19 protein-coding genes are annotated in these 19,854 nt (G+C 68.6%); 12 read left to right on the top strand and 7 right to left on the bottom strand.

The features are described 5' to 3' along the window. Positions 1 to 180 precede the first annotated feature (180 nt). Positions 181 to 1,395: a 4-hydroxybenzoate 3-monooxygenase gene (locus EJ903_RS20695; protein WP_126619006.1), complete on the top strand. Its 1,215-nt coding sequence runs from the start codon at positions 181 to 183 to the stop codon at positions 1,393 to 1,395. 53 nt (positions 1,396 to 1,448) lie between these two features. Here the strand turns inward: EJ903_RS20695 and EJ903_RS20690 are convergent, their stop codons facing one another. Further along, entirely contained in the window at positions 1,449 to 1,904 is a 456-nt protein-coding gene (locus EJ903_RS20690) for an RrF2 family transcriptional regulator (protein WP_126619004.1), read from the bottom strand. A 213-nt stretch (positions 1,905 to 2,117) separates the two neighbouring features. Between EJ903_RS20690 and mog the strand changes: the two genes are divergently transcribed. After that, on the top strand, positions 2,118 to 2,699 hold the full coding sequence (mog, locus tag EJ903_RS20685; RefSeq protein WP_126619002.1) for a molybdopterin adenylyltransferase: 582 nt from the start codon (positions 2,118 to 2,120) through the stop codon (positions 2,697 to 2,699). Here mog and EJ903_RS20680 read toward each other — a convergent pair. Beyond that, positions 2,696 to 3,841: a LysM peptidoglycan-binding domain-containing protein gene (locus tag EJ903_RS20680; RefSeq protein WP_246015803.1), complete on the bottom strand. Its 1,146-nt coding sequence runs from the start codon at positions 3,839 to 3,841 to the stop codon at positions 2,696 to 2,698. The two genes, mog and EJ903_RS20680, sit on opposite strands and share 4 nt — an antisense overlap. A 327-nt stretch (positions 3,842 to 4,168) precedes the next feature. Here EJ903_RS20680 and EJ903_RS20675 point away from each other — a divergent pair, with 327 nt between their 5' ends. The 3 genes from EJ903_RS20675 (at position 4,169) to EJ903_RS20665 (ending at position 6,302) form a co-directional block, all read left to right on the top strand. Further along, positions 4,169 to 4,789, top strand: a complete 621-nt coding sequence (locus EJ903_RS20675) for a glutathione S-transferase family protein (RefSeq protein WP_126618998.1) — start codon at positions 4,169 to 4,171, stop codon at positions 4,787 to 4,789. 43 nt (positions 4,790 to 4,832) lie between these two features. Beyond that, positions 4,833 to 5,828 carry a pyridoxamine 5'-phosphate oxidase family protein gene (locus tag EJ903_RS20670; RefSeq protein WP_126618996.1) on the top strand — a complete coding sequence of 332 codons (996 nt, stop codon included), beginning with the start codon at positions 4,833 to 4,835 and terminating at the stop codon, positions 5,826 to 5,828. A gap of 159 nt (positions 5,829 to 5,987) precedes the next feature. After that, on the top strand, positions 5,988 to 6,302 hold the full coding sequence (locus tag EJ903_RS20665) for a hypothetical protein (RefSeq protein WP_126618994.1): 315 nt from the start codon (positions 5,988 to 5,990) through the stop codon (positions 6,300 to 6,302). A gap of 96 nt (positions 6,303 to 6,398) precedes the next feature. Here EJ903_RS20665 and EJ903_RS20660 read toward each other — a convergent pair whose 3' ends face one another. The 3 genes from EJ903_RS20660 to EJ903_RS20650 form a co-directional block, all read right to left on the bottom strand. Further along, positions 6,399 to 6,890, bottom strand: coding sequence for a copper chaperone PCu(A)C (locus EJ903_RS20660; RefSeq protein ID WP_126618992.1), 492 nt, complete (start codon positions 6,888 to 6,890; stop codon positions 6,399 to 6,401). A gap of 136 nt (positions 6,891 to 7,026) precedes the next feature. Next, positions 7,027 to 7,911 carry a c-type cytochrome gene (locus EJ903_RS20655; protein ID WP_126618990.1) on the bottom strand — a complete coding sequence of 295 codons (885 nt, stop codon included), beginning with the start codon at positions 7,909 to 7,911 and terminating at the stop codon, positions 7,027 to 7,029. A 6-nt stretch (positions 7,912 to 7,917) separates the two neighbouring features. Continuing rightward, a complete protein-coding gene (locus EJ903_RS20650) occupies positions 7,918 to 8,394 on the bottom strand; it encodes a c-type cytochrome (protein WP_126618988.1) in 477 nt (158 codons plus the stop codon). Positions 8,395 to 8,557: 163 nt separating this feature from the next. On the opposite strand from EJ903_RS20650, the gene EJ903_RS20645 reads away from it, so the two are divergent. The 5 genes from EJ903_RS20645 to EJ903_RS20625 all read left to right on the top strand — a co-directional run bounded on the left by EJ903_RS20645 (position 8,558) and on the right by EJ903_RS20625 (position 13,522). Further along, complete coding sequence (locus tag EJ903_RS20645) at positions 8,558 to 9,142, top strand: LOG family protein (RefSeq protein ID WP_126618986.1); 585 nt, start codon at positions 8,558 to 8,560, stop codon at positions 9,140 to 9,142. A gap of 140 nt (positions 9,143 to 9,282) precedes the next feature. Further along, positions 9,283 to 10,791, top strand: coding sequence for a replicative DNA helicase (locus tag EJ903_RS20640; protein WP_126618984.1), 1,509 nt, complete (start codon positions 9,283 to 9,285; stop codon positions 10,789 to 10,791). Further along, entirely contained in the window at positions 10,784 to 11,899 is a 1,116-nt protein-coding gene (gene alr / locus EJ903_RS20635; protein ID WP_126618982.1) for an alanine racemase, read from the top strand. Before EJ903_RS20640 ends, alr begins: the two co-directional genes overlap by 8 nt. 52 nt (positions 11,900 to 11,951) lie before the next feature. Further along, positions 11,952 to 12,728 (top strand): MlaE family ABC transporter permease, encoded by a 777-nt coding sequence (locus EJ903_RS20630; RefSeq protein WP_126618980.1) that lies wholly within the window; start codon positions 11,952 to 11,954, stop codon positions 12,726 to 12,728. 11 nt (positions 12,729 to 12,739) lie between these two features. Then, the gene (locus tag EJ903_RS20625; RefSeq protein WP_126618978.1) at positions 12,740 to 13,522 is read left to right on the top strand and encodes an ABC transporter ATP-binding protein; all 783 of its coding nucleotides are present in this window, start codon (positions 12,740 to 12,742) and stop codon (positions 13,520 to 13,522) included. Positions 13,523 to 13,618: 96 nt separating this feature from the next. On the opposite strand, the gene hppD is transcribed toward EJ903_RS20625, so the two are convergent. After that, positions 13,619 to 14,692 carry a 4-hydroxyphenylpyruvate dioxygenase gene (gene hppD, locus EJ903_RS20620; protein ID WP_126618976.1) on the bottom strand — a complete coding sequence of 358 codons (1,074 nt, stop codon included), beginning with the start codon at positions 14,690 to 14,692 and terminating at the stop codon, positions 13,619 to 13,621. Between the two features lie 162 nt (positions 14,693 to 14,854). Between hppD and EJ903_RS20615 the strand changes: the two genes are divergently transcribed. After that, positions 14,855 to 15,334 carry an Lrp/AsnC family transcriptional regulator gene (locus EJ903_RS20615; protein ID WP_126618974.1) on the top strand — a complete coding sequence of 160 codons (480 nt, stop codon included), beginning with the start codon at positions 14,855 to 14,857 and terminating at the stop codon, positions 15,332 to 15,334. Positions 15,335 to 15,419: 85 nt separating this feature from the next. Then, on the top strand, positions 15,420 to 19,079 hold the full coding sequence (locus tag EJ903_RS20610; RefSeq protein ID WP_126618972.1) for a tetratricopeptide repeat protein: 3,660 nt from the start codon (positions 15,420 to 15,422) through the stop codon (positions 19,077 to 19,079). On the opposite strand, the gene EJ903_RS20605 is transcribed toward EJ903_RS20610, so the two are convergent. Continuing rightward, positions 19,051 to 19,854, bottom strand: a complete 804-nt coding sequence (locus tag EJ903_RS20605) for a MetQ/NlpA family ABC transporter substrate-binding protein (RefSeq protein ID WP_126618970.1) — start codon at positions 19,852 to 19,854, stop codon at positions 19,051 to 19,053. The genes EJ903_RS20610 and EJ903_RS20605 overlap by 29 nt on opposite strands.

The following is a 19,854-nucleotide window of genomic DNA, read 5'->3' as shown; positions in this document are numbered from 1 at the left end:
AGTACAAGAGTTTCGCCGCTTCGTCTATGTCCGGACCGGGCCGCCTGCGGGTAGCATCACGTCTCAATGATTGGCGCTCATGATTGTCATTCATCATTGCTGTCAATCCAGCGACCAATCGCCCGAATCCCCGGTCGGCCCCACCGAAACCGGCGATCCCAGACAGAAGGTTTGAGAGACATGACCCGCATCACCCGCAAGCCGGTCGGCATCATCGGTGCCGGTCCCGCCGGATTGTTCCTGGCCCATCTGCTGCACCGCCAGGGCATCGACTCCATCATCCTGGAGAGCCGCAGCCGCGCTGACGTGGAGGGAACCATCCGCGCCGGGGTGCTGGAGCAATGGGTCGTCGATCTGATGAACCGGATGGGCCTGGGCGAGCGCATGATGCGGGAGGGCCATTTCCATTCCGGCATCACCCTGCGTTTTCATGGCGAAAGCCATCACATCGACATGGCCGAGTTGACCGACGGCAAGCGCGTCACCGTCTACGCCCAGCATGAGGTCATCCGCGACCTGATCGCCGCCCGGTTGGAGGATGGCGGGGAGATCCTGTTCGGCGTGTCCGACGTCCATCTCCACGGCATCGAGAGCGACACCCCCCGCATCACCTTCCGCCGCAGCGCCGACGCGCCGGTGGAGGAGATCGCCTGTGACTTCATCGCCGGGTGCGACGGCTTCCACGGCCCCAGCCGTCAGGCGATCCCCGCCGCCGTCCGGCAGGAGCATCAGATCGTCTATCCCTTTGGTTGGCTGGGCATTCTCGCCTCCGCCCCGCCGTCGCACCATGAACTGATCTACGCCAGCCACGAGCGCGGCTTTGCCCTGCTCAGCACCCGCTCGCCGGACGTGCAGCGCCTCTACATTCAGGTCGATCCCAAGGACGACATCGCCAACTGGTCCGACGCCCGCATCTGGTCGGAACTGCACAGCCGGTTGGAGGACAAGAGCGGCTGGTCGCTGATCGAGGGGCCGGTGTTCCAAAAGGGCATCATCGCCATGCGCAGCTTCGTGTGCGAAACCATGCGCCATGGCCGCCTGTTCCTGGCGGGCGACGCCGCCCACATCGTGCCGCCGACGGGGGCCAAGGGCCTGAATCTGGCGGTGGCCGACGTGCTGGTGCTGGCCCAGGCCCTGACCGCCTTTCTGCGCCGGGGCGACGAGGACGGGTTGAACGGCTACAGCGCCCGCTGTCTGCGCCGGATTTGGCGGGCGGAGCGCTTCTCCTGGTACATGACGACGATGATGCACCTGAACCCGAACGAAAGCACGTTCGAACAGCGCGTCCACATGGCCGATCTGGATTACGTCGTCCACTCGCGCGCGGCGATGACCGCGCTGGCCGAAAACTACGTCGGCCTGCCGATGGACATTCCGGCCGATCTGGCGCTGTGACCGGCGGCAGCGGGGCGGTTTTCGGGGCCGCCCCGCTGCGCGTTGCCGTCACCTCAAATGTCGAAATTCATCGCCATCGCGCCGGTGGACAGGCGGTGGCGCAGGGCGTCGGCGAGGCTGTGGTTGTCCAGCACCCCGGCGGTGGCGTCGCGCACCTGGGTCATCAGCCAGCGCACCGAACAGGCCTCCGGATCGCCGCAATCCTCGCACGGCTTGAAGGAAAATTTGCTGGCGCAAGGCAACGGGGCCAGATGGCCGTCGATCAGGCGGATGACCTCGCCAAAGGTGATGTCGGCGGGCGGACGGGCCAGACGGTAGCCGCCGCTCTTGCCGCGCTTGGCGTAAAGCAACCCATGCTTGCGCAACTCCACCAGGATGGCTTCCAGGAATTTGCGCGGGATGTTCTCGCGTTCGGCGATGTCGGCGATCAGGATCAGATCGTCGCCGTTGCCCTGTTCGGCCAGCATGATGAGCGCCCGCAGGGCGTATTTGGCTTTTTGCGACAGCATCCCGGAAAGAACCCACCCATGATCGCGGATCGGACCGCGCGGCCACCCGCCGCCGGTCCCAGTGGCCGGGACTTTAGTGCGGATCGCGCAAAAGCGGAACGGATTTGACACAAGGGAACGCGGCAATTCGTCCGCGCTTGATGCCGGTCAAGCCATGCGGACCCGTCCGTGGTTATGGTGCGCCCAACGATGTCGCTCACTCCGGGTGCTCCCATGTCCTCCACAGCCCATCCCGTTCGCCCAATCGGCACAGGCTCCATCGGCACAGACCCCGTCCGCATCGGTGTCGTCACCGTGTCCGACCGCGCCAGCCAAGGCGTGTATGAGGACAAGGGCGGCCCGGCGATCATCGCCACGCTGACCCGCCTCATCGTCTCCCCCTGGGTGGCCGAATCCCGCGTGATCCCGGACGACCGCGACGGCATCGCCGCGACGCTGGCCGGGTTGGCGGACGAGACCGGTTGCGGCCTGATCGTCACCACCGGCGGCACCGGTCCGGCCCCGCGCGATGTGACGCCGGAGGCGACCGAACAGGTCTGTGACAAGATGATGCCCGGCTTTGGCGAGTTGATGCGCAAGGTCAGCCTGCAGGTGGTGCCGACCGCCATCCTGTCGCGGCAGACGGCGGGGATTCGCGGCTCCTGCCTGATCGTCAATCTGCCCGGCAAGCCATCGGCCATCGACGATTGCCTGATGGCGGTCTTCCCGGCCATTCCCTATTGCCTGGATTTGATCGGGGCCGGACGCATCGACACCGATCCGGCGGTGTGCCGCTCCTTCCGCCCCGGTTCCTAGTTGCTGGGCGGTTGGGCGGGTGGAACCGCGAAGATCTGGCCGGGATAAATCAGATCGGGGTTGCGGATCTGGTCACGGTTGGCGGCGTAGATGGTGGTGTAGAGCATCCCGTCGCCCAGCGTGCGCCGGGCCAACCGCCACAGGCTGTTTCCCGGCTGCACCACCACGCTGCGCCCGTCGGTCATGTCGGCGGGCAGGGTGGACACCTGCACCGGCAGTTCCGCCCGCGCCACCACCTTGCCGGTGTCGTTCACCTCGTCGGCGCGCAGGGTGTAGACGCCGGGATCGATCAACTTCTCCGGAGTCAGCCGCCATTGCCCTTGCGGGTCGGTGTGGGCGCGACCAACCAGGATGTTGTCGAGGTAGAGTTGAACGCTGCTGTTGGGCGCGGCCCGCCCGCCCAACGCCACCCGCCCGACCGGGTCGTAATCCATGGTGTCCACCGTCACCCCACCCGGTGGAGACGGGGCGGCGACGGGTTTGCCGGGCGCGGCGGTGGGTTGCGGCGCTTGCAGCACCGCGCTCCCGCCGCCGCCGCTGAGACCGGCGCGCGGCACCGCAACGGCCAACGGTATGCTCGGTGGTTGGGGCAGCGCGGGCGGCGCGACGATGGTGGGCGCAACCGGAGCCGCTCCGGGCGGCGGTGGGGAGGGCGGCGGTGGCGCGGGTGGAGCGGTCTTGCCCGTCGGCGACTCGGGAACCACCACCACCACCACCGTGTCGGACAGCACCGGATCGCTGGCACCGGGGCGCAGTTCGCTCACCCCCAGTTCGCGGGTGCCGGGGGGCAGGGGCTTGGGCGGCAGCATCACCCATTCACCCCGTTTGTCCGCCGCGACCGATCCGACCGCCGCATCGCCGTCGCGCACCACCACGGTCGATCCGGGGGCCGCGCGACCCGCCAGCACCGCGTCGCCGTCGGGCGACACGCGCACCACGTCGAAACGGGGCGTCGGCAACGGCTCAGGCGATTGTGGCGAGGGGGTGGGCAAGGGTGTTGCTTGCTTCAGCGGCGGGGGTGGGGTCGGATCACGCCCTGGTTGGGACGACGCGGCGAGCCACAGGCCATACAACCCGACGCCGGCCAGCAAAATCACCGACAGCTTGCGGAACAACCCGCCACCGCCCCGAGACCGCCGCACCGCAGCGGGCTTTGCGCGCGCCTGCCCGGTTGGCTCTGGCGTGTTCCGTTTCGCCTCGACTCCCATCCGTTCCTGTCCCCTTCCCCGTCGGCCCACTCGCAAACCGCTGCTCTGATGACGTTGTGACCTACCACGATCCAGTCAATTCCGACAAACGGCGCAACGATCATCCGCCGCCCTTGTCACTCGCCATTTTTCCGATTTTCGGAAGAGTGCCTTTTCATGTTCGGTTATTCTTCCGGGACATAAACCGGCGTAACTCCTGGGGAACGGGATGCGGTACCGACCGGGGCCGCGTCCCACCCGCTCCCATCGAAGGATCACGCCATGACCATCCGCCTGCACCATCATCCGCTCTCCGGCCACGCCCATCGCGTGCGGTTGTTCCTGTCCCTGCTGGGGCTGCCGCACGAGTTGGTGGAGGTCGATCTCGCCGCGCGCGCCCACAAGGCACCGGAGTTTCTGGCCCTCAGCCCCTTCGGGCAAATCCCGGTGCTGGAGGATGGGCCGCTCGCCCTGTTCGACAGCAACGCCATCCTTGTCTATCTGGCGCGGACCTACGACCCGGCCAACCGCTGGCTGCCGCAGGACGCGGTGGGGCAAGCTCGGGTTCAGCAATGGCTGTCGGTGGCCGCCGGTCAGGTCGCCAACGGTCCGGCGGCGGCGCGGCTGGTCAACGTCTTCCGCGCGCCCCTGGACCACGAGCGCGCCAAATCCATCGCCGACGGGCTGTTCACCGTTCTGGACCGCCATCTGACCGGCCGGGATTTCGTCGCCGCCGACGGGCCGACCATCGCCGACGTCGCGCTCTACTCCTACATCGCCCACGCCGAAGAGGGCGACGTGCCGCTGGCCCCCCGCCCGGCCATCACCGCCTGGCTGCGCCGGGTGGAGGCGCTGGACGGCTTCGTGCCGATGACCGTCACCAAGGTCGGCTTGGCCGCCTGATCCCGTCCGCCTCCCAACCGGGCATCCCACCGGAGCACCGATCATGACCAACCCCGATGCCGTTCCATCCCCCGTTGCCCCGACCTTTCACGCCGGAGAAATCCAGCTTCACGAGCGCGTCGGCGTGCGCGAGGCGATGGAGCGCATCGGGCCGAAGGTGATCCGCGACCACATGCCCGACCAGCACCGCGGCTTTTTCGCCAAACTGCCGCTGATGCTGGTCGGCAGCGTGGACGCGGCGGGGCGGCCCTGGGCCTCCCCGCTCTGCGGGCCGCCGGGCTTTCTGCACTCCCCCGACCCGCGCCGCTTGACGGTGAACGCGTCCCCCCTGCCCGGCACCCCGCTCGCCGCCCATCTGCGCCCCGGTGTGCCGCTGGGTCTGCTGGGGATCGAGCTGGAAACCCGCCGCCGCAACCGGTTGAACGCGACGGTGACGGCGGTGGAGCCGGGGGCGGGGTTCGCCCTGTCGGTGGATGAGAGCTTTGGCAACTGTCCGAAATACATCCAAATCCGCCAGCACCGCGCCGTGCCGCCGCCCGCCACGCCAGCGGAGCCGGTGGCCTTCGGCCCGCGCCTGCCCGACCACGCCGCCGCGCTGGTCCGCGCCACCGACACCGCCTTTCTCGCCACCGCCGCGCCGAACGCCGTCGGCCATGATCCACGCCGTGGAGTGGACGTGTCGCACCGGGGCGGGCGGCCCGGCTTCATCCGGGTGACGGAGGAGGATGGGACCACCGTGCTGACCCTGCCCGACTTCGCCGGGAACCTGCATTTCCGCAGCTTCGGCAATCTGGCCCTGCACCCCTGGGCCGGGCTGTTGGTGATCGATGTTGCCACCGGCGATTTGCTGTCGCTGACCGGTTCAGCCGAAGTGCTGTGGGACGGGACGGACCTTGCTGCTTTCGCCGGGGCCGAACGGCTGTTGCGCCTGCGCCTGTCCGAAGGGCTGTGGCTGCCCGGCCTGCTGCCCCTGCGCTGGGAGGCTGGAGTGGTTCCGTCCCCCGCACTGGACCACACCGGGCAATGGCCAACCCTCTGACGGCCATTCTGAACATCACGGGTCTGCACACAGCAGCGTGACCTTTGCGCCGCAGGTCCCGCGCGAAATCTGTTGCGTCGCATCAAAGGCATGGCGTGGATGCGGCGGGTTGGACTATGTCCTTCGGCCCGACCCCAGCCACCACAACCGCCGCCCGTCATGCCCGATCCCGATCACCGCGACCCCATGACGGCCAGCCCGAATGACCCGATGGGGCCGGGGTCGCGCCCGCCGCCCGGCTGGGCCTTGTTCTGCCGCCTACTGCCCGGTTTGGCGGTGGGTGGCTTCGTTGGCGGTTTGGCGGTGGCCCTGCTGCTGGCCCTGGACGTCGGCGGTCTGCGCAGCCTGCTGCACAGCCCGGACCAGCGCCCGCATTGGGCCTTGTTCCTGGCGGTTCCGGCCTTGACCGCGCTGGTCGGCGCGATCCTCGCCCCCCGCTTCAGCGCGCCGCAGCGGCGCGGCGTGGATCGCTGACTCTCCGCCTCAACGCCAAAAGCCCCAAAGCAAAAACGCCGCGCGGAGACAGGACGTCCCCGGCGCGGCGCTTGGTTGGTTCAGCCCCCTTGCGGGTTACTGCTTGTGGTGCTGGTGGCCCGAACCGCCGTGGCTGGGCGCGGTTTCGCCAGCGCCCTGGACATCGACCTGGACCACGACCGACCCAGCCTTTTCAAACACCAAGGTCAGGGGGAAGCTCTTGCCCTTGGCCAAGGGCTGCTTCAACCCCAACAGCATGACGTGCAGGCCGCCGGGGGCCAGCGCGGTCGGCGAACCGGGCGTCACCTCGATGGCGTTGACCGGGCGCATCTTCATGACGCCGTTGTCCATCAGATGGGTGTGCAGTTCGGCCTTTTCCGCGACCGGGGTGGAGGCCGACAGCAGGCGGTCATCCTCCTTACCGACGTTGTTCAGCACGAAATAGGCCGCCCCGTTGGCCGCCGACGGAGCGGTCGCGCGCGACCACGGATGGTCGATCTCCACCGTGCCAACCTTGAACCCATGCGCCGAGGCCACGCCCGCACCCATCATCAGCAGGGCCGCCGCCACCGAGACCAAACGCACCATCGCACTCTCTCCCAATCGATTCGGGGCAGCGCCGACCCCGTTGCGGACCCGGCGCTGCGATCCGCGAAACATAACCCGCCGCCCACACGCCGCACGAGTGGCATTTTTGCGCAGGGCTAAAAGCTGAACCGCCCCGCTACTCCTTCGGCGGCACCCCGCGCAGATAGGTGACGATGGCCGCCCGGTCCTCCGCCGTCAGTTTGGAGGTCGTGTTGCGCACCACCTCGCCCATGCCGCCGCCCGCCACGTCGCCGTCCGGCTTCAGCCCCAGTTCCAGCAGCATGGCCAGATCGCTGTCGGACCATTTGCCCAGCCCCTTGGCCGGGTGGGGGGTGATGTTCGGCACCTTGTCGCCGTCCGGCCCGTCGGGGGTTCCGGCCAGATAGCGGCTCTGGTCCAACCCGCCGAGCAGAGAGCGCGGGGTGTGGCATTCGCCGCAATGGCCCAGCGCGTCCACCAGATAACGGCCCCGATTCCACGCCGCCGGTTTGGACGGATCGTCGGCGACCGGCCCGGCGGTCATGTACAGAAGTTGCCAACCCGGAACCAGAAAGCGCCAGGAAAAGGGCGGCGACAGGTCGTGCGGGCGGTTGGCGACCGGCTGCGGTTTCTGCGCGAAGAGATAGGCCTTCAGGTCCAGCAGATCGCGGTCGGTCATCCGCGTGTAGCTGGCGTAGGGAAAGGCCGGGAACAGCGCCGCGCCGTCGGGCCGCACCCCCTCGCGAAACGCGCGGAGGAAATCGGCGTCGCTCCAGCGACCGATCCCATGGACCGGGTCGGGGGTGATGTTGGGGGTGAAAAAGGTGCCGAACGGCGTCGCCAGCGCCCGACCGCCGGTCAGCGGCGCGCCGCCCGCCTTTTCATTGGTGTGGCAGCCCAGGCAGCCCGCCGCCTGGAAGATGTAACCGCCACGGGCGACCGCGTCGGCGTCGGCCGCGCGCGCCCCGCCGCCCGTCACCAGGACGAACGGCAGGGCCAGCGGCAACACCAGCGCCGTCAGGGGCAAGGCCCGACGCCGCATGACCGGTTACTGCTTCTTGACGCGGAAATCTTCGTGGCAGCCGCCGCAAGTCTTGGAGGTCGCCCCCAAGGCCTGCCCGATCTGCGCGCGGTCGCCGCCCTTGATCGCTTCGGCCAGCTTCATCGCCGCCGGTTGCATCGCCTTCCACTTCTCTTCCGCAGCGGACCAGTTCTGCCACAGCTCCGGCTTGGCCGCGCTGTCGCCAACGCCCACAGCGGTGCCGGTGGGGAACACCGCCTTCGCGTCCATCTTGGCAACGGCCAGCACCGCCTCGGCCCCTTTGGCCGCGTCCTCCTGCGTGCCGCCCTCGTTCTTCACGAACTTGGCCACGGCCCCCATGCCGCCGCCGAGCTTCTTCATGGTCTGCTGGCGTTCCTTCACCATATCGGCCGGATCGGCGGCCCCGGCCATGCCGCCGAAACCGGCGACGAGCAGAGCGGAGAGCGAAGCGGCAGCAAGGGCGTTGACGACGCGGTTGTTCATGTGGTCCCTCCCGGTGATACCATGGCCCGATTGGGGCCGGTCCCAGGTGATGACGCCCGGGGGCGGTCCAATATTCCGTCAGGCCAACAAAGAAAATGAACGGCCCCGTTTTGCGGTCACGCGCAGGCTGCGGAACGGTCCGTGTTGCGAAAGGTGTGTTGCGATGACCTCCCTGTCCTCCGTCTGCGTTTACTGCGGGGCCTCCGCCCAGGTTGCCGATGTCCACAAGGACGCCGCCCACGCGTTGGGCGAGGGGTTGGCGCAGCGCGGCATCCGCCTGATTTACGGCGGCGGGCGCGTCGGCCTGATGGGCATCGTCGCCGACGCCGCGCTGGCGGCGGGGGGCGAGGTCGTCGGCATCATCCCCGACCACATCCAGTCGATGGAGGTGGAGCACACCGGGCTGACCGAACTGCACGTCGTGGACAGCATGCACACGCGCAAGCGGATGATGGTGGAGCGCGCCGACGCCTTCGTCATCCTGCCCGGCGGATTGGGCACGCTGGACGAGGCGTTCGAGGTGCTGACCTGGAAGCAATTGCGCCTGCACGACAAGCCCATCATCGTCGCCGACGTCGATGGCTATTGGCGGCCGCTGCTGGGGCTGATCGACCACATGGTCGCCCAGGGCTTCGCGCGGGTGGACCGCAGCCGCCTCTACCGGGTGGCCGACCAGATCGACGCTGTGTTCACCGCGCTGGAGGATGCCCCCGCCCCCAGCCATCCCGCGCACAGCCGCCACCTGTGAGCGGCCCCGGACGCGTCGGGCGGTCGGATCGGTTATCCCCAATCTTCACAGGCTGTGGATGATATTTATCCACAGGTTTTTCCCAGGCCCGCCACGCCCTGCCCGCGCGTTCCCGTTCCGTTGACTGCTACACTGATGCGATGACCAGCCAGACCTCTTCCCTGTTCGACCCCCGCCCGTCCGTCGGCCCGGCCAAGACCGCGCCCGACTACCGCACCCCTCCCAACAACGAGGAGGCGGAACAGGCGCTGTTGGGCGCGATCCTGGTCAACAACAAGGCCTATGAAAAGGTTGGCGAGTTCCTGCGCGCCGAGCATTTCTACGACCCGGTGCACCAGCGCATCTTCGCCGCGATCACCAAGATGATCGACCGGGGCCAGATCGCCAACCCGGTGACGCTGAAGGCCCTGTTCGACAACGACGCCGATCTGGCGGTGGAAGGCGGCAGCGCCTATTTGGCCGAATTGGCGGCCAACGTCGTCACCGTGGTCAACGCCGGGGATTACGGCAAGACCATCCACGACCTGTTCATCCGCCGCCAGTTGATCGAGGTCGGCACCGACATGGTGAACGAGGCGTACCGCCACGACCTCGACGTCACCGCGCTCGACCAGATTGGCGAGGCGGAAAAGCAACTGTTCGATCTGGCCTCCACCGGCGACGTGCAGGGCGGCTTCGTCGCCTTCGGCGAGTCGGTCAAGCACGCCATCGCCACGGCGGAGGTGGCCTTCCGCCGCTCCAGCCACGTCACCGGCGTCACCACCGGCCTGATCGACATCGACCGCAAGCTGGGCGGCCTGCACCCGTCCGATCTGGTGATTCTGGCCGGTCGCCCGTCGATGGGCAAGACCGCGCTGGCCACCAACATCGCCTTCAACGCCGCCCGCGCGCACATGCGGTCGGGCGGGCAGGAGGGCGGGGTCGTCGGTTTCTTCTCGCTGGAAATGTCCGCCGAACAGCTCGCCACCCGTATCCTGGCCGAGGTGGTGGAGGTTCCCGGCGACAAGATCCGGCGCGGCGAAATCCGCGACAGCGATTTTCCAAAATTCGTCCAGGCCAGCCAGGATTTGGCCCGCTGCCCCTTCTATGTGGACGACACGCCCGCCCTGTCGGTGTCGGCCGTGCGCACCCGCTGCCGCCGGTTGAAACGGACCTCCGGCCTGAACATGGTGGTGGTCGATTACCTTCAGCTTCTGCGGGGATCCTCTTCGCGCGGCAGCGAGAACCGCGTGCAGGAGATTTCCGAAATCACGCGCGGGCTGAAGGCCATCGCCAAGGAGCTGGACGTTCCCGTCATCGCCCTGTCGCAGTTGAGCCGCGCGGTGGAGCTGCGCGAGGACAAGCGCCCCCAACTGGCCGACCTGCGCGAATCCGGCTCCATCGAGCAGGACGCCGACGTTGTGATGTTCGTTTTCCGCGAACAGTATTATCTTGAGCGCGCCGAACCCTCCCGGCGGCCCGACGAGAGCGACGACAAGTTCAACGACCGGTATCAGCGCTGGCAGCAACGGCTTGGCGAGGTGCACAACACCGCCGAGGTCATCATCGCCAAACAGCGCCATGGCCCGATCGGAACCGTCCGTCTCTACTTCGACGGCCAGTTCACCAAGTTCGGCGACCTCGACCAACGCAATCAGGACGATGACTGATCTCCTCCGGCGCGCTGCCGCCATCCTCACCGTGGACCTTGGCGCGCTGGTCGCCAACTGGACCCAGCTTCGCGACCGTGTGGCCCCGGCGGAATGCTCCGCCGTGGTCAAGGCCGACGCCTATGGCCTGGGGGTGGCCCACGCCGTCCCCGCCCTGCGCGCCGCCGGCTGCCGGACCTTCTTCGTCGCCCAGTTCGAGGAGGCGTTGGCCGTCCGCGCCGCCGCTCCCGACGTGCGCGTGCTGTCGCTGGGCGGTCTGCCGCAGGGCAGCGAGTCGGCCTTTCTGGACAGCGGCGTGTGGCCGGTGCTGAACCATCTGGGCGAGATCGCCGCCTGGCGGGCCTTCGCCAAGGCGCAGGGCCGGGCGCTGCCCGCCGCCATCCATCTCGACACCGGCATGAACCGGCTGGGCCTTGGCCCGGACGAGTTGGACGCGCTGGCCGATCACCCGGAATGGCTGGACGGCATCGATTTGAAATACTGGATGACGCATCTGGCCTGCGCCGACGATGTCGAGTCGCCGATGTCGGCCCAGCAGTTGGGCCGGTTCCGCACCGCGCTGGCCCGCCTGCCCGCCGCACCGGCCAGCTTTGCCAACTCGTCGGGCATCTTTCACGGGCCGTCCTTCCATTTCGACCTCGCCCGCCCCGGCTGCGCGCTCTACGGCGTCAACCCGACGCCGCACACCGCCAACCCGATGCAGGGGGTCATCCGGCTGGACGCCCGGATTCTCCAGGTCCGCCGCATCGACGCGCCGATGACCGTCGGCTACTCCGCCGCCCACCGGGTGAACGGGCCGACGACCATCGCCACCATAGGTGTGGGCTACGCCGATGGCTATCTGCGCTCGCTGAGCGGGCGCGGCCATGTCTACGCCGACGGCATCGCCGCCCCCATCGTTGGCAGGGTGTCGATGGATCTCATCACGGTGGACGTCACCGGCCTACCCGACCACGCCGTTCACCCCGGCGCGCTGCTGGAGCTGATCGGCCCCAACCGCCCGGTGGACACCGTGGCGGCAGAGGCCGGGACCATCGGCTATGAGGTGCTGACCTCGCTCGGCCCGCGTTACCACCGGGTGTACCGCAACGCCGGGTCGGCTCCGTGACCCGCATCGCCACCGCCTCCCTGATCCCCACCACTATGACACGGGCCGACTGATGGGTTTCCTCGCCGCGACCGGCCGGGCGTTCCTGGTCTTTCTTGAAGCGACCGGGCGTTTGGCCTTGTTCACGGGTTCGGCCGTGTCGCACTGCGTGCGTCCGCCGTTCTACCCGCGCCAGATCCTGCGCCAGATGATCGACATCGGCTATTACTCGCTGCCGGTGGTGGGGTTGACGGCGCTGTTCACCGGCATGGTGCTGGCGCTGCAAAGCTACAGCGGCTTCTCCCGCTTCCAGGCGGAGGGGGCGATCGCCACCGTGGTGGTGCTGTCGATCACGCGCGAGCTGGGGCCGGTGCTGGCCGGTCTGATGGTGGCCGGGCGCATCGGCGCGGCGATGGCGGCGGAAATCGGGACCATGCGCGTCACCGAACAGATCGACGCGCTGTCCACCCTGTCCACCAACCCGATGAAGTATCTGGTTGCCCCGCGCCTGCTGGCCGGTTTGACCATGCTGCCGCTGCTGGTGGTGGTGGCCGACATCATCGGCGTGTTCGGCGGCTTCCTGGTCGGCGTCTATCGGCTGGACTTCAACGCCAGCAGCTACATCAGCCGCACCTGGGAATTCCTGCAACCGCTGGACGTGATCTCCGGTCTGGTCAAGGCGGCGGTCTTCGGCTTCCTGATCGCCTTGATGGGCTGTTACCACGGCTACCACTCCAAGGGCGGTGCCCAGGGCGTGGGGGCGGCGACCACCAACGCGGTGGTGTCGGCCTCCATCATGATCCTGGTGTGGAACTACCTCATCACCGGCATGTTCTTCTCGACGAAGTGAGCGCACCGACCATGCTGTCCCCCGCCACCCCGAAAATCGCCCTGTCCGGCGTCACCAAGCGTTTCGGCCCGAAAAAGGTGCTGAACGGCATCGACCTTCAGGTCGGCAAGGGCGAATCGCTGGTCGTCATCGGCGGGTCGGGCACCGGCAAATCGGTGATGCTGAAATGCATCCTCGGCCTGTTGCAGCCCGATTCCGGCTCCATCCGCGTCGATGGGCAGGAAACCACGGCCCTGCGCCCGCGCGAGCGGGAAAAGATGCTGCACAAATTCGGCATGCTGTTCCAGGGGGCCGCCCTGTTCGACAGCCTGACCGTGTGGGAAAACGTCGCCTTCGGTCTGATGCAGGGGGAACACATGCCCCGCGCCCAGGCCAAGGAAATCGCGATTGCCAAGCTGGGGGCCGTCGGCCTGACCCCGGATGTGGGAGAGCTGTCGCCGTCGGAGCTGTCGGGCGGCATGCAGAAGCGCGTCGGTCTGGCCCGCGCCATCGCCGACGAGCCGGAGATCATCTTTTTTGACGAGCCGACCACCGGGTTGGACCCGATCATGGCCGACGTCATCAACGAGCTGATCGTGCAGTGCGTGAAGGATCTGGGGGCGACCGCCGTCACCATCACCCACGACATGGCGTCCGCCCGCAAGATCGCCGACCGCATCGCCATGATCTATCAGGGCCAGATCATCTGGACCGGCCACGCCAGCGACATCGACCAGTCCGGCAACCCCTATGTCGATCAATTCGTGCATGGCCGGGCCGAAGGGCCGATCAAGATGCAGATCCGCGCGCTCTGATCGCAAAAATCCGGGCACCAATCCGTTGCGCAAAAAAAGACCGGGGCGTTGCCGCCCCGGCCTGGGAAGTGACGACCATGCGCAGTCGTGTTCGTGTCAGGCCGCGTCCGCCTTCAGCACGCCCCGGCGGATTTGGTCGAGTTCAATGGATTCGAACAGGGCCTTGAAATTGCCCTCGCCAAAGCCCTCATTGCCCTTGCGCTGAATGAATTCGAAGAAGATCGGGCCGATGACGGTCTGGGTGAAGATCTGCAACAGCAGCCCTTGGCCCTGCGTCGGCGCGCCATCGACAAGAATGCGGTTTTTGCGCAGGCGGTCCAGATCCTGGCCATGGCCGGGGACCCGCGCGTCAACCTGATCGTAATAGGTGTCCAACGTGTCCTGGAACGGCGTGCCGAAGCCGCGCAGGAACTCCACCGTGTGGATGATGTCGTCGGTGCCAAGGGCGACGTGCTGGATGCCCTCGCCCTTGTAATCGCGCAGATATTCGACGATCTGCGACTTGTCGTCGGAGGATTCGTTGATCGGAATGCGGATCTTGCCGCAGGGGCTGGTCATCGCCTTGGACCGCAGGCCGGTCAGCTTGCCTTCGATGTCGAAGTAACGAACCTCGCGGAAGCCGAACAGGCGGGTGTAGAAATCGGCCCACTCCTCCATCCGCCCGGTGTGGACGTTGTGGGTGAGATGGTCGATGTAGGTCAGACCGGCCCCGGCCGGGTGCTGGTCAACGCCGGGCAGCGGCACGAAATCAATGTCATAGATGTTGCCGCGCGCGCCGTAGCGGTCCACCAGATAAATCAGCGAATCGCCGATGCCCTTGATCGCCGGGATGTTCAGTTCCATCGCCCCGGCGCGGGTTTCCACGCCCCACGCGCCCAGATCCAGCGCCCGGCGGTAGGCCGCCGCCGCGTCGCCCACGCGGAACGCGATGGCGCAGATGCTGGGGCCGTGCAGCGCGGCGAAGTTGCGCGGGAAACCCGACTGTTCGGCGTTGATGATGAAATTGACGTCGCCCTGGCGGTACAGCGTGACGTTCTTCGACCGATGGCGGGCGATGGCGGTGAAGCCCATCTGTTCGAACAGACGGCCCAGAGCTTCGGTGTCCGGGGCGGTGAATTCAATGAATTCGAACCCGTCGGTCTGCATCGGGTTGTCCCACAAATCGGCCATGGTCGCGTCTCCGAATGGTGTGAGGGGGCCGCGCGGGTGGCGGCGCGTCATGTCCTCAGCATGCCGGATTGTTGGTGAAAAGAGCTGTCAATCCTCTCGCCCGAATCCGGCATTTTTGGTATGATTTTCCGACTGATTGGCGAATGACGGAAAATTTACCCGATGGCCTCCTCCCTTTCGGAGATCGACGTCAAAATCCTCAACGCCCTGCAGGAGGATTCCCGCCTGACGGTGCAGGAGCTGGCCGACCGGGTGGCGCTCTCCGCCTCCTCCTGCTGGCGGCGGCTGCGCTCGCTGGAGGAAACCGGCGTCATCCGCCGTTACACCGCGCTGGTCGATCCCAAGGCGGCGGCGGTGGGCGAATGCGTGTTCGCCCATGTCACCCTGGAACGCCACTCCGCCGAAACCGCCGCCATCTTCATCGAGGCGGTGCGCAAGCGGGCGGAAGTGCTGGAATGCTACGCCGTGTCGGGCGACGCCGATTATCTGCTGCGCGTGGCGGTGGGCGAGATCGCCGATTACAACCGTTTCCTTGAGGAGTTCGTGTTCCACCTGCCCTTCCAGGTGCGCATCCGCTCCAACTTCGCGCTGAAGGAAATCAAATACGAAACCGCCCTCCCGCTCCGCGCAACCACGCGCTGACGGGGCCACGCGCTGACGGGCCGCGCGCTGTGGGGCGAAAGCGTGCTATGCCGATGCGCCGATCCCACCGGAGCCTCACCACGCCATGACCGCCCCCGCCCCTTCCGCCGCCCCGCTGGCCGACGCGCTCGCCCGTCATCGGGCGGGTGATCTGGCGGGCGCGGAACAGGGCTATCGCGCGGTGCTGGCGACCGACCCGGACCAACCCGACGCCCTGCATCTGCTGGGGGTGCTGGCCCACCAATGCGGCCATCATGGCGAGGCCGCGCGCCTGATCGGGCTGGCGGTGGAACGGCGCGACGGCGTGGCCGAGTATCACGCCAACCATGGCCTTGCCCTGCACGCGCTGGGGCAACTGGACGCGGCGGAGGCCGCCTACCGCCGCGCGCTGGCCCGGCGCGAGGCGTACCCGGAGGCGCACAACAGCCTGGGCAGCGCCCTGCAGGAGCGCGGATTCCTCGACGACGCCATCGCCCATTACCGCCGCGCCCTGGATCTGCGCGGCGATTACGCGGAGGCGTGGCTCAATCTCGGCACCGCCCGGCACGCCGCCGACGATCTGGCCGGGGCGGAGGACGCCTTGCGCCACGCCCTGCGGCTCGACCCCGGCAACCCGCTGGCCCACACCAGCCTCGGCGTCGTGCTGAAGGAAGCCGGGCGGCTGGGCGAGGCCGAGGACGCCCAGACGGAAGCCCGGCGGCTCGCGCCCGACGATTCCGAAACCCTGGTCAACACCGCCCTGCTGCGCGAGGCGCAAGGCCGGGCGGACGAGGCCGAGGCGCTCTACCGCGCCGCCCTGCGCGCCGATCCAACCTCCCCGCTCGCCCGCTGGAATCTGGCGCTGCGGCGGCTGTCGCTCGGCGATCTGGCGGAGGGGCAGGCGCTGTACGAGGCCCGCTTTGCCTCCCGCCGGGTGCAGGGGGGCCGCGCCTTTGCCGTGCCGGAATGGCGGGGCGAGGACCCGGCCGGGCTGCGCCTGCTGGTCTGGCGCGAGCAGGGCTTGGGCGACGAGCTGATGTTCGGCGGGCTGCTGCCCGAATTGGCGGCACTCGGCGGGGATTGGACCGTTGAATGCGACCCGCGTCTGGTCCCGCTGTTCACCCGTTCCCTGCCCGGCCTGCGGGTGCGCGCGCCCACCGCCGACCCGACCGATCTGGATCGTCACATCGCCATGGGATCCCTGCCCGGTCGCTTGCGCCGGTCGCTGGCCGATTTTCCCCCGCGCGCCGGGTGGCTGCGCCCCGACCCGGCGCGGGTGGCCCTGTGGGCCGACCGGCTGGCGGCGCTGGGGCCGGGGCTGCGCGTCGGCATCGCCTGGACCAGCCAGAAGGTGACGGGGGAGCGCAAGCGCGCCTACACCACGCTCGCCGACTGGCCGCCGCTGTTCGCCATGCCCGGCCTGACCCTGGTGTCCCTGCAATATGACGGGCGGGAGGAGGAGATCGCGCGGGCCGAGGCCGCCCACGGCGTGCGCCTGCACCGCTGGCCCGACGCCGACCTGAAACAGGATCTGGAGACAGCGGCGGCGCTGACCGCCAATCTGGATTTGGTCATCACCGTCGCCAGCTCGGTCGGCGAGATGGCCGGGGCGTTGGGGATCCCGAGCTGGCGCTTTGGCACGGCGGGCGACTGGACCGCGCTCGGCACCCGCGTCCGCCCCTGGTTTCCCAGCCAACGGCTGTGGACTCCGCAACCGGGCGAGGGGCTGCCGGACCTGCTGGCGCGGATGGCCGCCGAGCTGCGCCGCCTGTCCGGCCCGCTGGTCATTCCCCTGCCCGCCCTGACGGCGGCTCTGGCCGAAGCCCGCCGCCACCACGAGGGCGGGGCGTGGCCGGAGGCCGAAAAGGCCTATCAACGCGCGCTGGAGCTGGATGCGGAAAACGCCGAGGCGCTGGAGGGCTATGGCTGGTTGGGTCGGCAGGCCGGACGGCCCGACATCGCCGACACGCTGTTGACCCGCGCCATCGCCGCCGCGCCGACCGCCCAGCGCCACAAGCGCCGTGCCCTCGCGCGCCAGGAGTTGGGCCAATGGGCGGAGGCCGCCGCCGACTGGCAGGCCGCCGCCGCCCTCGACCCGACGGATTCGGAGGCGCTGGGCAGCCTGGGAGCCTTGCGGCTGGCGCTGGGCGACCCGGCGGGGGCGGCGGACGCCTCCCGCGACGCCCTGCGCCACGCCCCCGGCCACGCCGGGCTGTGGACCAATCTGGGGTTGGCCCGCCGCGCGGCGGGGCAGGAGGACGACCGCGCCCTGCGCACCGCGCTGGCGCTCGACCCGGCGATCCCGGAGGCTTGGAACGGGCTGGCGACGGGGGTGTTGCCCGCCGACGCCGCCCGCGCCGCCCGCCGCGCGCTGTCCCTGCGCTCCGGCTACCCGGAAGCGCTCTCCAACCTCGGCGTCGCCCTGCTGGCGCTGGACCGGGCGGGGGAGGCGGCGGACGCCCTGCGCGCCGCCCTGCGCCCACGGCCCGAGGATGGGCGGACGCTGGCCAATCTGGCCTTGGCGTTGGAGCAGGCGGGCGACACCGACCGCGCCGGGCTGATCTGGTGGCGGGCGCTGCTGCTTGATCCCGGATCGCCCACCGGCTGGGCCGGGCTGGCCGACCTGCGCCAACGCCAACGCCGTTTGGATGGCGCGTTGAAGGGCTGGGCACGGGCGCTGGCCCTGTCGCCGCAGCGGGCCGACTGGCGTTACAATCTTGGCAACGCCCTGCACGCCGCCGGGCGCGCGGTGGAGGCCGACGCCGCCTTTCGCCACGCGCTGGCGACCGATCCATCGCTGACGCTCGCCGCCTTCAACCGGGGGTATGCCGCCTTGGCGCGCGGGGATCTGGCGACCGGCTGGGCCGGGTTGGAGGCGCGCTTTGCCTCCGGTCAGGCCCTGCCCGACCGCCGTTTCCGCATCCCGGCCTGGGACGGCGGCGATCCGGCGGGCAAAACCCTGCTGGTCTGGCGTGAGCAGGGGGTGGGTGACGAGCTGATGCACAGCGCCTGTTTCCCCGACCTGATCGCGCGGACCGGGCGGGTGGTGATCGAGGCCGACGCCCGGCTCCTTCCCCTGTTCGCCCGCTCTTTCCCCACCGCCCTGGTGCGCGCGGCGACCGAGGATCCGCAGGACGCCGACGCCCACATCGCGGCAGGCTCACTGCCGCGCCACCTGCGCCCGCGCTTGAGCGATTTTCCCGCGCGCGCGGGCTGGCTGCGCGCCGATCCGGCGGCGGTGGAGCGCTGGCGCGCGCGCTTCCCAGCCGACGCGTTGACCGTCGGCTTGTGCTGGCGCAGCCGTTTCATGAACGCGGAGCGGGCGGCGAACTACACCACGCTCGACCGCTGGGGGCCGATTCTGACCCTGCCCGGCCTGCGTCTGGTCAATCTGCAATATGATGAGTGCGAGGCCGAATTGGCCGAGGCCGAAGCCCGTTTCGGCGTGCGCATCCTGCGCCCGGACCTGGATTTGCTGACCGATCTGGACGGGGCGGCGGCGCTGACCAGCGCCCTGGATCTGGTGATCTCCGCCGGAACATCGGTGGCGGAAATGGCCGGGGCGCTGGGCGTGCCGGTGTGGCGCGTCGGCCCCGGTGGCGAATGGACAGCGCTGGGAACCGGCGTGCGCCCCTGGTACCCGACGATGCGGCTGTTCACCCCACCGCCAAACGGCACGCTCGACGACGCGCTGGTCGCCGCCGGGCGTGCCCTGACTCAGGCGATGAGCACCGATTTTACCAAGCGGGAACGACCGCGTTCTTGAACTTGGTGAGGATGAACTCCTTCACCTCGGGGGTCTGGTAGGCCTTGACCAGCTTGGCCACCCACGGCTTGTCCTTGTCGGCCTTGCGGACGGCGATGATGTTGGCGTAGGGGCTTTCCGCCGCTTCGCGCGCGATGGCGTCCTTGACCGGATCCATGCCCGCTTCGATGGCGTAGTTGGTGTTGATCGCCGCCGCCGTCACGTCGTCCAGCGAACGCGGCAGTTGCGCCGCGTCCAACTCGACGATTTGCAGCTTCTTCGGATTCTCGACGATGTCGATGGGCGAGGCCTTCAGCGTGCCGCCGTCCTTCAGCTTGATCAGCCCCTTGGCCTGCAACAGCAGCAGCACGCGGCCGCCGTTGGTCGGATCGTTGGGGATGGCGACCTTGGCCCCGGTGGTCAGCTCGTCCAGGCTCTTGACCCTCTTGGAATAGATGCCGATCGGGAACACCACCGTCTTGGCGACGCTGACGATCTCGTACCCGCGATCCTTGGACTGGTTGTCCAGATAGGGTTGATGCTGGAAGGAGTTGACGTCCAGATCGCCCTGGGACAGCGCCTGATTGGGGATCACATAGTCGGAGAATTCCAGGACCTGGAGATCCAGCCCGTCCTTGGCGGCGATGGGCTTCACCACCTCCAGGATCTGGGCGTGCGGACCGGGGGTGACGCCGACCTTCAGGCTTTCCGCCGAGGCACCCATCGGGGCGACAACGGCCACGGCAACGGCGGCCACACCGGCCAGCAGGGCCGACAGCGAACGGATACGCAGCAT

Origin of the sequence: Azospirillum griseum (assembly GCF_003966125.1) — a bacterium.
GTDB classification, from domain to species: domain Bacteria; phylum Pseudomonadota; class Alphaproteobacteria; order Azospirillales; family Azospirillaceae; genus Azospirillum; species Azospirillum griseum.
This window is presented reverse-complemented; position numbering and strand designations above follow the sequence as displayed.

Coding starts and splice junctions, on each gene's coding strand:
- EJ903_RS20695 (WP_126619006.1), top strand. CDS start 181: ATGACCCGCATCACCCGCAAGCCGGTCGGCATCATCGGTGCCGGTCCC.
- EJ903_RS20625 (WP_126618978.1), top strand. CDS start 12,740: ATGCTGTCCCCCGCCACCCCGAAAATCGCCCTGTCCGGCGTCACCAAG.
- EJ903_RS20665 (WP_126618994.1), top strand. CDS start 5,988: ATGCCCGATCCCGATCACCGCGACCCCATGACGGCCAGCCCGAATGAC.
- EJ903_RS20660 (WP_126618992.1), bottom strand. CDS start 6,890: ATGGTGCGTTTGGTCTCGGTGGCGGCGGCCCTGCTGATGATGGGTGCG.
- EJ903_RS20615 (WP_126618974.1), top strand. CDS start 14,855: ATGGCCTCCTCCCTTTCGGAGATCGACGTCAAAATCCTCAACGCCCTG.
- EJ903_RS20690 (WP_126619004.1), bottom strand. CDS start 1,904: ATGCTGTCGCAAAAAGCCAAATACGCCCTGCGGGCGCTCATCATGCTG.
- alr (WP_126618982.1), top strand. CDS start 10,784: ATGACTGATCTCCTCCGGCGCGCTGCCGCCATCCTCACCGTGGACCTT.
- EJ903_RS20675 (WP_126618998.1), top strand. CDS start 4,169: ATGACCATCCGCCTGCACCATCATCCGCTCTCCGGCCACGCCCATCGC.
- EJ903_RS20605 (WP_126618970.1), bottom strand. CDS start 19,854: ATGCTGCGTATCCGTTCGCTGTCGGCCCTGCTGGCCGGTGTGGCCGCC.
- EJ903_RS20610 (WP_126618972.1), top strand. CDS start 15,420: ATGACCGCCCCCGCCCCTTCCGCCGCCCCGCTGGCCGACGCGCTCGCC.
- EJ903_RS20650 (WP_126618988.1), bottom strand. CDS start 8,394: ATGAACAACCGCGTCGTCAACGCCCTTGCTGCCGCTTCGCTCTCCGCT.
- EJ903_RS20645 (WP_126618986.1), top strand. CDS start 8,558: ATGACCTCCCTGTCCTCCGTCTGCGTTTACTGCGGGGCCTCCGCCCAG.
- EJ903_RS20670 (WP_126618996.1), top strand. CDS start 4,833: ATGACCAACCCCGATGCCGTTCCATCCCCCGTTGCCCCGACCTTTCAC.
- mog (WP_126619002.1), top strand. CDS start 2,118: ATGTCCTCCACAGCCCATCCCGTTCGCCCAATCGGCACAGGCTCCATC.
- hppD (WP_126618976.1), bottom strand. CDS start 14,692: ATGGCCGATTTGTGGGACAACCCGATGCAGACCGACGGGTTCGAATTC.
- EJ903_RS20640 (WP_126618984.1), top strand. CDS start 9,283: ATGACCAGCCAGACCTCTTCCCTGTTCGACCCCCGCCCGTCCGTCGGC.
- EJ903_RS20630 (WP_126618980.1), top strand. CDS start 11,952: ATGGGTTTCCTCGCCGCGACCGGCCGGGCGTTCCTGGTCTTTCTTGAA.
- EJ903_RS20655 (WP_126618990.1), bottom strand. CDS start 7,911: ATGCGGCGTCGGGCCTTGCCCCTGACGGCGCTGGTGTTGCCGCTGGCC.